Below are 15,707 nucleotides of genomic sequence, written 5' to 3'. Positions count from 1 at the left end.
TGTCCGTCCACATAGGTCTTCACGGCAAGTTCCGTAGGGAACTTGGTGTTTGTGGCATCGGCCAAGGTAACGTCATCCGATTTGTTAGCGGAATCTTCCTTTAGGGCGATTGCCGCATCGGCATCCGCTTCGTTCTGGTCGACATCGTTTTGAACTGCAAGAATAGCCGCATCTGCATCCACTTCGTTTTGGTCAACATCGTTTTGTACGGCAAGGATGTCAGCATCGGCATCTGCTTCGTTCTGGTCAACATCAGATTGAACTGCTGCGATAGCGTCATCTGCGTCTGCCTCGTTCTGGTCCACGTCATTTTGTACTGCAAGTATGGCCGCATCAGCGTCTGCCTCGTTTTGGTCAACATCGTTTTGTACTGCAGTGATATCTGCGGATTCTTCCAAAGCGGAAAGGTCTACGGTTACGGAAGAAGTCCCTTCATCGATTTTCAAGACACTGGAAGCATCAATCGAAGCCCCTGTAATATCGTCATCAGCGGTAGCGGCTATTTGTCCGTCCACATAGGTCTTCACGGCCAGTTCCGTAGGGAACTTGGTGTTAGTGGCATCGGCCAAGGTTACGTCATCCGATTTGTTCGCGGAATTTTCCTTTAGGGCGATTGCCGCATCGGCATCCGCTTCATTTTGATTTACCTCGTTTTGCACGGCAAGGATGGCTGCATCTGCATCAGTTTCATTTTGATTTACATCGTTTTGAATTGCAAGAATAGCCGCATCGGCATCCGCTTCGTTCTGGTCGACATCGTTTTGAACTGCAAGAATAGCCGCATCTGCATCCGCTTCATTTTGGTTTACATCGTTTTGTACGGCAAGGATGGCAGCATCGGCATCTGCTTCGTTCTGGTCAACGTCGTTCTGTACTGCGGTGATATCAGCGGATTCTTCCAATGCGGAAAGGTCCACGGTTACGGAAGATGTCCCTTCGTCGATTTTTAAAATACTGGAAGCATCAATCGAAGCCCCTGTAATATCGTCATCAGCGGTAGCGGCAATCTGTCCGTCCACGTAGGTCTTCACGGCCAGTTCGGTCGGGAATTTGGTGTTTGTGGCATCGGCCAAGGTAACGTCATCGGATTTGTTCGCGGAATCTTCTTTTAATGCGATTGCTGCATCTGCGTCAGCTTCATTTTGATTTACATCATTTTGAACGGCAAGTATTGCTGCAATAGCGTCGGCTTCGTTTTGGTCAACGTCAGATTGTACAGCTGCGATTGCGTTGTCTGCGTCTGTTTCGTTTTGGTCAATATCATTTTGCACTGCAAGAATCGCGGCGTCTGCGTCAGCTTCATTTTGGTCAACATCCGATTGTACAGCTGCGATTGCGTTGTCGGCGTCTGTTTCATTTTGGTCAACATCATTTTGAATGATGGTTTCTGCTGCAGTTGCTCTATTGGTTTCGGCAAGAATTGCAGCATCAGCGTCAGTTTCGTTCTGGTCAACGTCCGATTGTACAGCTGCGATTGCGTTGTCCGCATCAGCTTCATTCTGGTCTACGTCGTTTTGTACGGCAGTAATGTCGGCAGACTCTTCCAAAGCGGAAAGGTCCACGGTTACGGAAGAAGTCCCTTCATCGATTTTCAGTACACTGGAACCGTCAATCGAAGCACCCGTGATATCGTCATCAGCGGTTGCTGTGATTTGTCCGTCCACATAGGTCTTCACGGCCAGTTCCGTTGGGAACTTGGTGTTTGTGGCATCGGCCAATGTAACGTCATCGGATTTGTTCGCGGTATCCTCTTTCAAGGCGATGGCAGCATCTGCGTCAGCTTCATTTTGATTTACATCATTTTGAACGGTAAGAATCGCCGCGTCTGCGTCTGCTTCATTTTGGTCCACGTCATTTTGTACGGCAAGTATTGCTGCATCAGCGTCTGCCTCGTTTTGGTCAACATCGTTTTGTACAGCGAGAATAGCTGCATCAGCATCCACTTCGTTCTGGTCAACATCAGATTGAACTGCTGCGATAGCGTTATCTGCATCTGCCTCGTTTTGGTCAACATCGTTTTGAACTGCGAGCATTGCTGCATCGGCGTCCGCTTCGTTCTGGTCCACGTCATTTTGAACGGCAAGTATGGCGGCGTCTGCATCTGCTTCGTTCTGGTCGACATCGTTCTGTACTGCAGTGATATCTGCGGATTCTTCCAATGCGGAAAGGTCCACGGTTACGGAAGAAGTCCCTTCATCGATTTTTAAAATACTGGAAGCATCGATTGAAGCCCCTGTAATATCGTCATCAGCGGTAGCGGCTATTTGTCCGTCCACATAGGTCTTCACGGCCAGTTCCGTAGGGAACTTTGTATTTGTGGCATCGGCTAGTGTTACGTCATCGGATTTGTTCGCGGAATCTTCTTTTAATGCGATTGCCGCATCTGCGTCAGTTTCGTTCTGGTCCACGTCGTTTTGCACGGCAAGAATAGCTGCATCGGCATCCGATTCATTTTGGTTTACATCGTTTTGAACTGCGAGTATTGCTGCATCTGCGTCCGCTTCGTTTTGATCCACATCATTTTGAACTGTGAGTATTGCTGCATCAGCATCCACTTCGTTTTGGTCCACATCGTTTTGTACGGCAAGTATGGCCGCATCGGCGTCTGATTCGTTTTGGTCGACATCATTTTGAACATTCAGTATTGCTGCGTCTGTATCGGCTTCGTTCTGGTCCACGTCATTTTGTACAGCGGCGATATCAGCGGATTCCTCTAAAGCGGAAAGATCGGCACTGGTACTACTTCCACTTTCAATCTCAATTAATAAAGAGGAGGAAGTTTGGTCTAGTGTGGCACTCTCTAGGTTTTGATTGTCCGTACCTACAAAGTTTAGTGCACCGCTACCATTGGTAAAGGTGAAACTACCGTCTAGATTGTCCGTTAAATTGGCTTTTGAAAATGTAACGGGCGTTCCGGCTTCGTTGGTGTAGGTTACTGTGCCGTCATTATTGTCCAGTAAAGCGGTGACCGTTTCTCCTGCAGCCACATTAACGCACAGGCTAGTCCACGTATTATTTTTATACTGAAAAAGGCAGTTTTCGTCCGTATTGAAAACCAGTGCACCGTTTAAAGGTGTAATCGCACTCATTTGGGAATTCGTTACCCGGGTAACGACCAGCACGCGCGAGGCACTTTCTAGCTCCATAAGAGAGGCGGCATCAATTTGATTGATGTTGTCTCCAATCTTGACTTGTGTGTAGGCTAACTGCGTTAAAAAGAGGAGAACGACTAGGGGAACGTTTTTCATCTTTATTTTAAGATTTGTTTAACATTTTATTTTTTAGAATAAAATGCTGGGCGGTTAATGTTATATATTTTAATTATTCAATTCTAAAATCAATTATGATCAAACCCGTTGGTAGGTTGTAAAGGGAATTTCTTTGTTTAGGTATTACCTAAATGTTAGAGGTAATAAGGGTTTAATCATTTTATTAAAAAAAAGAATGCACTATGGAATCTGGCTTGTATTTGGTAAGACCAATTCGTAAAACCATTTTCTCTTATAGGCAGGGAAATTTCAATTTTTATGTAAAATTATACCTTGATCGACGAACTGCACAGAATTTGTTGTGAAGCCAAGGGAAAGTGTAGTGAAGAAAGAAGAATAAGTTGTAGGTATATTCTGTCACCCTAACTGGGTAGTATAAAAGATCGATGAACGGTAAAAAAAAAGAGACCATTTTAGGTCTCTTTTTGTAATTAATCGTTCGCCAAATATAAAAATCCTTGAAACTCAAGGTCCAAATCTTCTAGGGTAACAATGTAAAAATAGACACCTGAAGGAAGGCCTTTATCTCTTGTTACTACAAAATTATTTTGTGTAGAAAGTCCGTTAAACTCATTGGTGTAGTTTGCTTTTTCAAATACTTTGAGTCCCTCACGGTTAAAAATCTGCATAAAGTTGTTAGGGGAGAGCGCCAATTCCGGAATTTCCAAGAAATCGTTTATGCCATCTCCGTTGGGCGAAACAAAATAGTTTTCCAAGTCTAGATAATCCCTTGGTTCACCCATTGCGGCAAAAGTAAGTACTTCATACTCGTCCGGAATAAATGAACCGGAAGCTACCACACCTTCATTTAGGTTTCCGGCAGGTGCGGGACCGCCAAGGCTAACCCATTGGTTGGCAGATTTGCTATAACCTACAATTACAATCTCGTTTACGTCATTGGTCAAAAGGCCCATGTTGCTGCGTTCGTTCCAAGATAGTTGAATGGAAGAAGCTACGGAACCTTCCAGATGCCAAAATTCAACCGTACTAATATCACCTATTTCTACGGCTTTATTGTTCGTGTTGAATGCGCGTGGCAGTACACTTGGGCTATTAGGGTCTTCTATATAGTAGGCACAACGTGCCACGTTATTAATACCTTCTGAATTTAAGATAAGCGGACGCAACTGTTGAAAATCACCAACGGGAAAAATAAAGTTCTGCTGGTTATTTACACTTACATAGCCGTCTACCTTACTAATATCGCTCTGGCCGTTGGGAAAGGCATCTGCCAAAAAGTTAAGGGTTATGGAAGGTTGTACGCGATCGGTAATAATATCTCCGGTAATGAAATTGGCATTGTTCAATACATTTAAGGAGGTCTGCACTACGGTACCACCGCCAGTTACGAACTCAACATCGTACAAGGTTGCGGGCAGGCTTCCGCTAATGGTACGGAGGTTGTCTCCATAAAAACCTACCAAACCCAAATTCTCGTCAAAACTACCGTCATTGACCAAGTTGGTATGCAAACCCATGACACCGCCATCGTGAATACGAAGGTTGCCGGTATTGTACAAAGCCGATTGTGCCTGTACGCTAAAACCAATGAACAACGTTATATATAAGATATATCTTGTCATTTTTTAGTTGATTTGATGCCAAGTGGTACCATCACTTTGCAATTGTGTAACTCCTGGTTGAAGATCGGTTACATTGTTTCCTAGTGAATCGGAATAAGAACTAATAGGGACCAAACCTCCTGTGATATTTTTTAAAATATAAATTTTACCAATGTTAATATCAGTTCCGCTTGTGGACGGTGTTGGTAATGTGACAGAAGTTGCATTCGAAATTATTACAGTGTAATCATCCTCAGCAATATTCACTACACCACCTGATGGTTCATTTCTAATATTTGTAGAAAATGCACCGTTGACCGTTACATTAGTGATTCCCGTTCTAGGTTCGTCTATAGTTAAGGCTTGATTTCCGCCAACATCAAAAGCAATTTTATCCGCTTCCTCACGATACATACCAGTGTCGGGGTCGCTTGAAAAACCATATGCAAACCCATCACCCGCAGAAAATGTTGCAGCTCTAACTTGTCCACCAGAAACATGAAATTTGGCAGCAGGTGTTGTTGTGCCAATACCTATTAAACCAGCCCCATCAAAGTATAAATTAGAACCATTTAAATTATACGTTCTGTCTTCCCCTGCAGTTTGAGTTAAGTTTGTTGTGGAAAGATTTGTTCCACTAACAGGTGCCCAAATTACATCACCAGAACTGTTGGTTGTGAGTACCTCTCCGTCAGCACCTTCAGCAATTTTGGCTACGGTTACTTCATTTTCTCCAATTTTATCAGCAGTTACAGCACCAGCATTGATATTTTCTGTAAAAACAGCATTAACTGCTAATTCATCAGTACTTATGGCATCGTCTGCAATATCAAGTTGCGAACCAGATGTTCCATTACCAGTTAATGAAGTTGTCGTTTCTACAGCGGTTAAACCACCACCTGCAGTAGTATCATCTGTTCCAATAGTCCATGTTGTATTATCATTATCCCATTTTAGAACTTGTCCGTTGGCCGTTGCGCCCATTGGACTAAGATCTTCAATAGCAATTGTATTAGGTGCTATTTTAGCTGATGTAACGGCGTTGGCATTAATATTTTCCTCAAAGACAGCGTTAGGAGCTAATTCATCGGTTCCAATTACATCATCGGCAATTACAGTAGCAGAAGTTGGTCCGGTTACTTCTCCTGCTAAATTATCCACAGCAAAAGTTGTTCCTGTAAGTGTTATACCGGCTCCACCGGTATAGGTTGTAGAGCCTCCAGTTCCCCATTCAACACCAGTACCTGTGGAAGTAAGAACTTGGCCTGCGGTACCTGTTCCTAAACCCTCAATTTCAACACCTCCGTAAAGGACGATGTCTCTATTATTTTTTATGGTGAAGGCTTTATCGGTTAGGGTGGGTAAGGACTCATTGGTATTATTGGAATTTTGAAGAAAGTGAAAATCTCCGGTAGCATACGCTCCTGTTCTTTCGTAAGCTAAAGCTCCTTTTCCAAAACCTCCTTCACCATCTACCGCAAATAAGGTTGCTACCGCAGAACCATTTGAATTAGTGTCATTTTGAAGATGTAAGGCATATGACAACTGTCCGCCTAATTGCTCCATAATTTGAACTTTGGCAACTGTACTTTTTGTGTTCAAAGCACCATCTAACCCAATATACAAAGCACCAAAGCCTAACGTACTAACTTTTCTGCCTTCAGGATCCCAGTAAAACTCATTTCCAGCATCTGTTGGAGAGCCATCCACGTCATCTCCAAAAAATATAGCGTTCTCAGTACCAAAATGGCTGGAGCCATTTGATACGATCCAAGAAGTTGTAGCGGTATCCCACTTTAGTATTTGGCCGTCTGCTGTGGCTCCCATATCACTTAAATCCGTAAGACCAATAGTTGCGTCTAATATTTTATCTGTATCAATGGCATCATCTTCAACGGTAAGAACTCCTGCATTATCAATTGTAGCATCACCACTTAGGGTAATGGCTTGTGCCACTCCTGTGGCATCACCTACAAGAATATCCCCATCTGCCAATGTATTATTAGCGGTAATTTCGTCATCTACATATTTCTTGGTGGCCGCATCTTGATCCAACGTTGGGTCGGAAAGGTCTACAATTTTTAGATTTCCAGCGCTAGCACCCGTTGTTAAAACTTGACTCAAATTTTGAGCAGTTCCTGCTGTACCCAAGGCTGTATTAATCCCGGCTAAATGAGCCTCAACATCTTGCGTAGCCGCAGTATAGTTAGTAGCTGTAAGTGCTACCGGTACTTCGCCCGCATTTTGGTCGTCTGTACTTCCTCCGGTTAAAGCAGCATCTATTCCGGCCAAATGAGCCTCTACATCTGCTGTAGCTGCCGTATAGTTTACTGGTATGGCTGCAACTGGGACTTCACCAGCATTTTGATCGTCTCCAAGACCGGGAGGAAGGTCGTCCCATATAACTTGACCCGTACCATTTGTTGTCAGCCATTGGCCACCTGCACCAGGTGAGAGTGAAAATGGGTCGGCTGTAGTTCCGGTTCCGGTAACACCTCCGTTTGCCGTTAAAGTATAAGGTGTGGCCGCTGAACCGTCTCCCGAAACGGTAACAGTGGCGGTTGAATTAATTTGGGCAAGTGCTCCTCCACCGGCCAAAGAACTTAAGTCTACGGTGGTATTGGTTCCTGCTTCTGTAATAACCAATTCGTTAGCGGCATTTAAAACAGCACCTGTTATCAATTCATTGGTTATGCTGCCATCAACTTCGTTTGCGGCATTTATAACATATGGTGTTGCTGCCGTACCGTTACCGGTAATAGTTATGTTATTACCTTGGTTTATATTGGTGTCCGATCCATCTGCAGTAGGAATAGTAACCGCATTGCCGTTGGTTATGGACAATAGATTTCCAGAAATGGAAAGGGTCTGTATTTCGTTAGTATTGCTTTTATCACCATCTGCAGCAATAGCAGCCGTATTTGCGGCAATATTATCTTCTAAAGTGGTTGCATCGAAGAAAGCGCCACTATCACTACCTACACTAATGGAATTGTCCGCATCACCACTTACTACGTTGGCACCGGTAATAAAACCGGCATCGTTATTAAAAAAGCTTAACGGAAGGCTATCGCGATCAATGGCGTAAGGGCCAACCGCGTTTTGTGCAATTCTAGCTTTATCTACGGCATTTGGCGCTAATTTTCCCCGTCCAATAGATCCGTTTTGTATATCTACCCCGTTAATTCCCCCGTTCAATATTTGATCGCTGGTAATACTATTTGGAGCTATTTCAAAATTGTTGCCACCCGCTGTTTGGGTAATAACAATAGTACTTTCTGAATTTACAATAGGCGTTGCCGTGAGGGCACCACCATCTGCGCCTTCGCACATACTGATCCATGCCGCACCATCATAATAATACACACAATCTGCAGTAGTATTGTAGACCAAAGCCCCACGATTGGGAACAATGGTTGTCATTTGCAAAGAGTCTACTCTTGTAATGACCAAAACCTTGTCCGAACTTTCTAGTTCCAGAATGGAAGCGGGATCAATTGTTTGAGGGTTATCACCTATTTTTACTTGTGCTTGTGCAAAACTGATGAGGAAAAAACCGACAAAAAATAACGGTATCGAGATGCGCTTTTGCATAAAGTTTAAAATTTAAGGTATTAGGGTGAACAAAAATAAAATTATCTTGGTACTTAACTAATTTAACAAGACAAACTACAGGTTCATCTGGCTAAAAGGATTGCACGTACTGGTTACCTGATAGTTATGATGTAAAAATTTCTGTCATACGAATTAACAAAAGTTTAGCCGCCATGGTTTTTTTAAGACCAAAACATGTACTTTCTTTATCCACATAATTTATCTTACGGGTAACTCTAATATAGTACGAAAGTACTCCTTATAAAGTTGCCCTGAAATTGATTTAATAAAAAACCATATCCCTAACGAGGACATTTATAAAACAACCAAATGAAGATTATCCCTACTCTAATATGTGTACTTTTTTCTTTTATAGCAGTGAATGCGCAAGATGATGACCGTTCCTTGCTGCGCGGTACGGTGTTGTACCGGAATATAAGTGTACCTAACGAGAACGTTATAAATATTACTACGGAAAGTGCGGTAATTTCCAATGAAAAGGGACAGTTTGCCATACGGGTAAAAGCGGGCGATGAATTGGCGTTTACGGCAGTAAACTACCAACTGGAAGTGGTTAAAATTACAGATGAAATTATAGAAAACGGTCGTTTGGTGGTTGAAGTAAACGAAAAGGTTACCGAATTGGACGAGGTTGTGGTAAGCCCAGAGAACGAGGAGAAGTTTATACAGTTGCAAAATGAGGAATTTAAGAAGGTAGAGTATGATATTGATCGTTCTTCGGAAGTAGAAAATATAGCTTTAAGTCAGTCTGAAAGGGGTATGAAGGATGGTGCCAATTTTGTGAATATTTTTAAAGCTCTGGCCAAAGCCGGTAAAAAAGAGGATGCAGAGGAGCGCCCGCGTATGAAAATGAGCCAAGTGCTTCGTCAGGTGTATGATGATGAGTTTTTTGTAACCGATCTTAAACTGTCTCAAGATGCTATTGATGATTTTTTGCAATATGTAGACACGCATGAGCCAGAATACCAATTGTTGCTAAAGAAGAACGAGTTTGAATTGATCGATTTTCTGGTGAACAAAAGCAAGGCCTATCGAAAACAATTGAATGAAGAGAAGTAAATTTCTTTTTCTAATTTCTTTTTTACTCTTGACACGTTTATGTGCTCAAGATTTATTTTCTGATGAAATTCAAGGTCGTGTTTATAGTAAAGATGGGGATGTAGCTGCCACCCACGTTTTAAATTCCACTACAAAAAAAGCTACCATTACGGATATTGACGGGTTTTTTAATATTGCCGCAAAGCTTAACGATACGCTTGTATTTTCTGCGGTACAGTACAAACGCAAGGAAATTGTGGTAACCCTAAGTCTCTTGGAGAGTAAACTTCTTATGATTCCTTTAGAAGAAACTCTAACGGAGCTGGATGAGGTTATAGTTATGCCATATAGTCTTTCGGGAAACATAGCCAGTGATCTAAATACTTTAAAAACAGAGCCTGTAGTTACGGCTTCAACTTTAGGATTGCCAAATGCCTATGTAAAGCCCATAAGCAAGGCCGAACGTGAATTTCAGGCCGCAACGGCAAACCCGTATATGAGTTTTGACCCGCTGATCAATATGATTACAGGCCGAAAAAAAATGTTGAAAGCCCGTGTTAAACGAAATGCAAAATATGAGAGAACGCAAAGAGTCAGGGAGTTTTATGCAGATTCACTTTATACAACAGAATTGAAAATCCCTCTGGAGAAGATTGATGAATTTATGTATTTCTGTGAGATAGACTCTTCTTTTCAGCAAATTGTAGACTCACATGACCGGCTGCGTATTTGGGCTTTTATGAAAAGGAAAAGTGTAGTGTACCGTGAGAATTATGAGGGAGAGGAATAAGTGATGTAGGTAATAAAAAGTAATTTTCAGTGTGGAAGATTGCTAAAAGCATATCCTATGAAACCATTGCAAAAATTAGTTTTTGTGAGTGTCATAACTGTGGTGGCAAACACATCATGTGCCCAAGAAACTATATCCTTAAACGGACGCGTTTTTAGCGAGAACGAAGAAGTTATGGCCACCCATGTGTTAAATACGTCTTCAAATAAGGCTACCATTACAGACACAGATGGTTTTTTTGACATAGATGTTCAACTTAATGATACCTTGGTTTTCTCGGCAATCCAATTCAAACGAAAAGAAGTGGTGGTAACCAAATCTATTTTAGAGAGCAAGTTGCTGGTTGTACCGTTGCAACAGGTGTTGAATCAACTAGAGGAGGTGGTGGTAATGCCTTATAATTTAACGGGAGATATGAGTAGGGATTTAAATAGAATTCCTGTTGGTCCCGTAATTACCGGTTTTTCTCTGGGCCTAGAGAATAGAAAAGCACGGCTAAGGCCAAGAGGAGTGGGGGAAAAACTTCAGTTGGTCAAATATTTGGACTTAGTTTCGGGTTACGATACGATAACGTTTAAGCCTAAGTTATTCTATGATTTAAAAACAGTTAAATTATATAATGATTTATCCGGAAGAACCAAAGATTTAAAAAGATACGCAACTTTTGAAAATCAGGATAAGCAGTTAGAAGAGATACGATTGTTTTTTACGGACTTCGTTTTTATAGAGACCCTTAAAATTCCGGAACACCAAATACCTGACTTTTTGAACTATTGTATGGTTGATGCGGATTTTAAGGAATTGGCAAACGCAAATGAGATGGCAGCTCTGTATGAGTTGTTAGAATCCAAAGGCCAATTGTATAGAAAAAACAACAACCTAGACTAGTACTATTTTGGCATAACATTTGCCTATTTTTGTAGTAGAAAATGAGATTATGAATTCTTTTAAACAACTATTGGTGGTATTGGTGCTACCTCTATTGGCCTTTACTGCTGCCCATAAGTTTTATGTTAGCGTAACCAATGTAAATTATTCGGAAAAGGACAAGGCATTACAGATTACGTCCCGCGTTTTTATTGATGATTTAGAGAAGTTGTTGTTAGAACGATATGACTTTAAGGCCCAATTGGCAACTGATGAAGAGTCTGCCTTGGCAGATGAATATTTAGAAAAATATTTGAGGTCCAAATTTGTGGTGCAGGTTAATGGTAGCCATGCTTCTTACACATATATTGGAAAAAAATATGATGCGGACGTGGTCATATTTTATCTGGAAGTCCCCAATGTGGATTTAGCCACCTTAAAATCCGTTCAAATAGAAAATGAAGTTTTGACAGATTTGTTCGAAGAACAGCAGAATGTTGTTCATTTAAAAATAGATGGAGATAAGAAAAGCTTTGTTTTAGTCAAATCTCGTACTAAAGGAATGTTAAAATTATAACATTTAGGTAACTATTCCTTAAAATATTATATTTTCCCACGCTTAAAACCACAGACACAAATGAATAGATTAAAGTACGGTCTAGCTACGTTACTTTTTGTATTTGCCAACATTTTAATGGCACAGAAAGGGGTTAATGCAGACAAAGAACCCGGTCATTACAATCAGAATAAGTTTAAACAGTTGTACGAGGAGTTTGCGACTCCCAACAACTATCGTTCCGCTTCGGGAGCTCCGGGCCCGGATTATTATCAGCAACAAGCCGATTACAAAATGGATATTGAGCTAGATGATAAAAATGCCAAAATCTACGGTACGGAAACCATCACCTACACCAATAATTCTCCAGACCATCTAGAATACCTTTGGTTACAGTTGGATCAAAACGTACGGGCAAAAACGTCAAAGTCGCCCTTACGGAATGGTGAAGGTGTACCTATAGCCGAACAAACCAGTGCTTTTGCACAAAAATATATGACAGAAACTTTTGACGGCGGGTTTAATATAGCGTACGTAAAGGACGCTAACGGAAAACCGTTAAAATATACCATCAACCAGACCATGATGCGTATAGATATTCCACAACCTTTAAAAAGTAAAGAACAAATTTCATTCTCTATCAAATGGGATTACAATATTCCAAACCATACTATAAACCGTGCTCGTTCTGGTTACGAATATTTTGAGAAAGACGGAAACCGAGCTTATGTTATAGCTCAATTCTTTCCTAGAATGGCCGTATATAGTGATGTAGAAGGATGGCAGAACCATCAGTTCTGGGGTAGTGGCGAGTTTGCCCTTACCTTTGGCGATTATGATGTGAACATTACAGTACCTGCCGATCACGTTTTGGATGCTTCGGGAACACTTCAAAATAGAAAGGAAGTTTTTTCAAAGGAAATGATGAGGCGTTATGAAAAGGCCAAAAAATCGTATGATAAACCGGTACTTATCGTAACCCAAGAAGAAGCAGAGGAAGCAGAAAAAGGGTTTTCGAAAAAGAAAAAGACCTGGAAGTTTAGAGCGGAGAACGTAAGGGATTATGGTTTTGCTACCTCTAGAAAGTTTATTTGGGACATGCAGGCCGTAAAGGTGGGCAGCAAAGATGTTATGGCGGTTTCGTTATATCCAAAAGAAGGTAACCCATTGTGGGAAGAGTATTCTACCAAAGCAGTGGCGCATACCTTAAAATCGTACTCATCACACACGTTTGATTATCCTTATCCAAAAGCAATTTCGGTACATGCCAAGCAACAAGGTATGGAATACCCTATGATTTGCTGGAACTATGGGCGTCCCAATGAAGATGGTACATATTCGGACCGTGTTAAGTACGGGATGATCAGTGTAATTATTCATGAGGTGGGACACAACTTTTTTCCTATGATCGTAAATTCTGATGAACGCCAATGGGGTTGGATGGATGAAGGTCTAGATACGTTCATGCAGTTTATGGCCGAGCAAGAATTTGGGGAAAAATACCCTGAAGCCATAGCGCCTAATGACAAGTACCCGTCAAGAAGGGGAGATCCTTCTAAAATTGTTCCGTACATGGCAGGTGATCAGAGTACCATTGCACCTATTATGTCCAACCCGGAAAATGTGTACCAGTTAGGTCCAAATGCCTATGGAAAACCGGCTACCGCTTTAAATATTCTTCGTGAGACCGTAATGGGCAGAGAGCTTTTTGATCATGCTTTCAAGACATATTCGCACCGTTGGATGTTCAAGCACCCAACTCCGGAGGACTTTTTCAGAACTATGGAAGACGCATCTGCCGTAGATTTGGATTGGTACTGGAGAGGATGGTTCTATACAACTGATTTTGTAGATATTGGTGTAAAGGGCATTAAGAAGTACTATGTTACGGATAAGCCCACCAAAAAAATGCAAGAGTACATGGCGGCAAGGGGTATCTCTGAGGCAGATTTACCACCTTTGGTTTACATGGCAGAGGAAGGTAGTGAAGAAATTGACCCTAACATAAAAGGAAAAATGCCATCGGAAAACTCAAAATCGCTTAAGGAGTTTATGATGGATAATTTAACTGCCGAAGAAAGAGCGGCTGTTAAGGAGCCTAAGTATTTTTATGAAGTTACTTATGATAAACCGGGCGGAATACCTATGCCTTTAATTGTTGAGTATACGTATGCGGACGGAACTACTAAAAATATTACCTACCCACCGGAAATCTGGCGCAAGAACGATAAAGAGGTGAGCGTAGTGATATCTTCGCAGACAGAACTTACCGGTGTTGTTGTTGATCCAAAGGCAGAAACGGCAGATATAGATACCTCTAACAATGCATGGCCTAAGAAAGAAGAGAAATCTGATTTTGATAAGATGAAGGAAAACGCCATTAAAGGCAAATAAATTTTTGTTAATATCACAAAAAGACCTGCTAGGTTTTCGTAACCTAGCAGGTCTTTCTATGTAAACTTCATTATATTTGTGATATGTATTCATTGCACTTTTTATTCATTAGCGGAGGCGAAATATTCTTTATCATGTTCATCGTGGTCATGGTTTTTGGCGCCGATAAGATTCCTGGCATAGCCAAAGGGCTGGGCAAGGGCATGCGTCAATTAAAGGACGCTACGGAAGATATTAAACAGGAAATTCAGAAAAGCGCCGATAAACAGGGGATAGACACCAGTTTTATAACCGACATCAAAAAGGATATTGATGAGGTTAAGGATAATATTACTTCAGGAATCGGTACCGACATCAAAAAAGGAGTAAGCGACGTTAAGAAGAGCGTTGATGATGTTACGGGAACTATCAAAAGAAGTTAGATTTGCTGGATCGTATTCTAGAATGGGACAGGGAAACTTTTATCTACCTGAACAATTTAGGCATTGAAGAGTATGATCAATTTTGGCTTATTGTAACCCAGTTTAGTACTTGGATTCCTTTATTTGCTTTATTCTTCATTCTTATTTTTATAAATTATCCAAAAAAGGAAGCAATTTATGTGGTGCTCACTATAGTTGCAATGATTTTTTTTGTGACTACCCTTACTGATTTAACCAAAGAAGTAGTAGCCAGATTACGGCCTAATAATGATGAAACTATGAATACATTGATCCGTATTCTTAAACCTTCCTCCAGTTATAGTTTCTTTTCCGGACATTCGTCTAGTTCTTTTTCGGCTACCACTATCGTGGTGCTGTTTCTAAGGAACCGCTTTAAATGGTGTTGGCTGTTTTATGTTTGGCCATTATTATTTGTATTCAGCCGTATATTTGTAGGCGTACACTTTCCTACGGATATTATAGTGGGCTCTACCGTTGGTGTTCTCTCCGCACTGTTCTTTTATAATCTATATGTTAGGTTTATAGCACCCTACTTAGGGTTAAGCCATCCCTAATAGGAAGTAGAACGGTTTCTACGCGAGGGTCTTCTTTTAACTTTTTGTTGAAGTCCAACAGAATAGGGGTTACCTTATCTTTTTTGTCCACAGCTTCAACTACTTTTCCGGACCATAGTACATTGTCGGATAGGATAACGCTGCCGGGTCGGGTCTTTTTCATGACCAGCTCAAAATAATCGGGATAATCCTTTTTTTCGGCATCAATAAAAACAAGGTCAAAGGTTGCATCTAATTGAGGTATAATATTTTTGGCATCCCCAATATGTTGTATAATTTGGTCTTTGTAGGCACTCCGTGAAAAATAACGCTCTTGTATCTCCTGTAGCTCCTCGTTAATATCTATGGTATGTAAACACCCATCTTTCTGCATGCCCTCCGCCAGACATAACGCGGAATATCCCGTATAGGTGCCAATTTCTAGAATGTTCTTCGGGTAGATTATTTTGGATAATACGCTTAGAACCCTACCTTGAAAATGTCCGGTAAGCATACGTGGGCGAACTACTTTAAGATGTGTCTCCCTGGTGAGCTCTTGAAGTAATTGAGGTTCGTTTTCTGAATGGTTTTGAATATAATCCTCTAAATCCGCAGATAAGAAATGCATGCCTGAAATTTC

The 15,707-nt window shown here is 41.3% G+C and carries 11 protein-coding genes; 7 read left to right on the top strand and 4 right to left on the bottom strand.

Translation table 11 applies throughout. The features are described from left to right. The 3 genes from H9565_RS19135 to H9565_RS19125 form a co-directional block, all read right to left on the bottom strand. The coding region (locus H9565_RS19135) for a midas domain-containing protein (RefSeq protein ID WP_215441978.1) at window positions 1-3,248 on the bottom strand (3,248 nt) is incomplete at its 3' end. Window positions 3,249-3,700: 452 nt separating this feature from the next. Then, a complete protein-coding gene (locus H9565_RS19130; RefSeq protein ID WP_215441977.1) occupies window positions 3,701-4,852 on the bottom strand; it encodes a gliding motility-associated C-terminal domain-containing protein in 1,152 nt (383 codons plus the stop codon). Between the two features lie 3 nt (window positions 4,853-4,855). Then, window positions 4,856-8,425 carry a beta strand repeat-containing protein gene (locus H9565_RS19125; RefSeq protein ID WP_215441976.1) on the bottom strand — a complete coding sequence of 1,190 codons (3,570 nt, stop codon included), beginning with the start codon at window positions 8,423-8,425 and terminating at the stop codon, window positions 4,856-4,858. Between the two features lie 330 nt (window positions 8,426-8,755). Between H9565_RS19125 and H9565_RS19120 the strand changes: the two genes are divergently transcribed. The 7 genes from H9565_RS19120 to H9565_RS19090 all read left to right on the top strand — a co-directional run bounded on the left by H9565_RS19120 (window position 8,756) and on the right by H9565_RS19090 (window position 15,088). Continuing rightward, window positions 8,756-9,505, top strand: a complete 750-nt coding sequence (locus H9565_RS19120) for a hypothetical protein (RefSeq protein WP_215441975.1) — start codon at window positions 8,756-8,758, stop codon at window positions 9,503-9,505. Further along, window positions 9,492-10,274 (top strand): carboxypeptidase-like regulatory domain-containing protein, encoded by a 783-nt coding sequence (locus tag H9565_RS19115; RefSeq protein WP_215441974.1) that lies wholly within the window; start codon window positions 9,492-9,494, stop codon window positions 10,272-10,274. The genes H9565_RS19120 and H9565_RS19115 overlap by 14 nt, the downstream gene beginning before the upstream one ends. Before the next feature lie 57 nt (window positions 10,275-10,331). After that, window positions 10,332-11,162: a carboxypeptidase-like regulatory domain-containing protein gene (locus H9565_RS19110; protein ID WP_215441973.1), complete on the top strand. Its 831-nt coding sequence runs from the start codon at window positions 10,332-10,334 to the stop codon at window positions 11,160-11,162. A 49-nt stretch (window positions 11,163-11,211) separates the two neighbouring features. Continuing rightward, entirely contained in the window at window positions 11,212-11,718 is a 507-nt protein-coding gene (locus tag H9565_RS19105; RefSeq protein WP_215441972.1) for a DUF6702 family protein, read from the top strand. Between the two features lie 60 nt (window positions 11,719-11,778). Then, complete coding sequence (locus tag H9565_RS19100) at window positions 11,779-14,091, top strand: M1 family metallopeptidase (RefSeq protein WP_215441971.1); 2,313 nt, start codon at window positions 11,779-11,781, stop codon at window positions 14,089-14,091. An 83-nt stretch (window positions 14,092-14,174) separates the two neighbouring features. Next, entirely contained in the window at window positions 14,175-14,513 is a 339-nt protein-coding gene (locus tag H9565_RS19095) for a Sec-independent protein translocase subunit TatA/TatB (RefSeq protein ID WP_215441970.1), read from the top strand. 2 nt (window positions 14,514-14,515) lie between these two features. After that, window positions 14,516-15,088: a phosphatase PAP2 family protein gene (locus tag H9565_RS19090; RefSeq protein ID WP_215441969.1), complete on the top strand. Its 573-nt coding sequence runs from the start codon at window positions 14,516-14,518 to the stop codon at window positions 15,086-15,088. On the opposite strand, the gene H9565_RS19085 is transcribed toward H9565_RS19090, so the two are convergent. After that, the gene (locus H9565_RS19085) at window positions 15,054-15,695 is read right to left on the bottom strand and encodes an O-methyltransferase (RefSeq protein WP_215441968.1); all 642 of its coding nucleotides are present in this window, start codon (window positions 15,693-15,695) and stop codon (window positions 15,054-15,056) included. The genes H9565_RS19090 and H9565_RS19085 overlap by 35 nt on opposite strands. Between the last annotated feature and the right edge of the window lie 12 nt (window positions 15,696-15,707).

Source organism: Zobellia russellii (assembly GCF_018728565.1).
In the GTDB taxonomy this organism is placed as follows: Bacteria; Bacteroidota; Bacteroidia; order Flavobacteriales; family Flavobacteriaceae; genus Zobellia; species Zobellia russellii.
Note: the sequence above shows the minus strand (reverse complement) of the source record. Positions and strands in the feature narration are given on the sequence as shown.

Coding starts and splice junctions, on each gene's coding strand:
- H9565_RS19125 (WP_215441976.1), bottom strand. CDS start 8,425: ATGCAAAAGCGCATCTCGATACCGTTATTTTTTGTCGGTTTTTTCCTC.
- H9565_RS19115 (WP_215441974.1), top strand. CDS start 9,492: ATGAAGAGAAGTAAATTTCTTTTTCTAATTTCTTTTTTACTCTTGACA.
- H9565_RS19095 (WP_215441970.1), top strand. CDS start 14,175: ATGTATTCATTGCACTTTTTATTCATTAGCGGAGGCGAAATATTCTTT.
- H9565_RS19085 (WP_215441968.1), bottom strand. CDS start 15,695: ATGCATTTCTTATCTGCGGATTTAGAGGATTATATTCAAAACCATTCA.
- H9565_RS19105 (WP_215441972.1), top strand. CDS start 11,212: ATGAATTCTTTTAAACAACTATTGGTGGTATTGGTGCTACCTCTATTG.
- H9565_RS19100 (WP_215441971.1), top strand. CDS start 11,779: ATGAATAGATTAAAGTACGGTCTAGCTACGTTACTTTTTGTATTTGCC.
- H9565_RS19120 (WP_215441975.1), top strand. CDS start 8,756: ATGAAGATTATCCCTACTCTAATATGTGTACTTTTTTCTTTTATAGCA.
- H9565_RS19130 (WP_215441977.1), bottom strand. CDS start 4,852: ATGACAAGATATATCTTATATATAACGTTGTTCATTGGTTTTAGCGTA.
- H9565_RS19110 (WP_215441973.1), top strand. CDS start 10,332: ATGAAACCATTGCAAAAATTAGTTTTTGTGAGTGTCATAACTGTGGTG.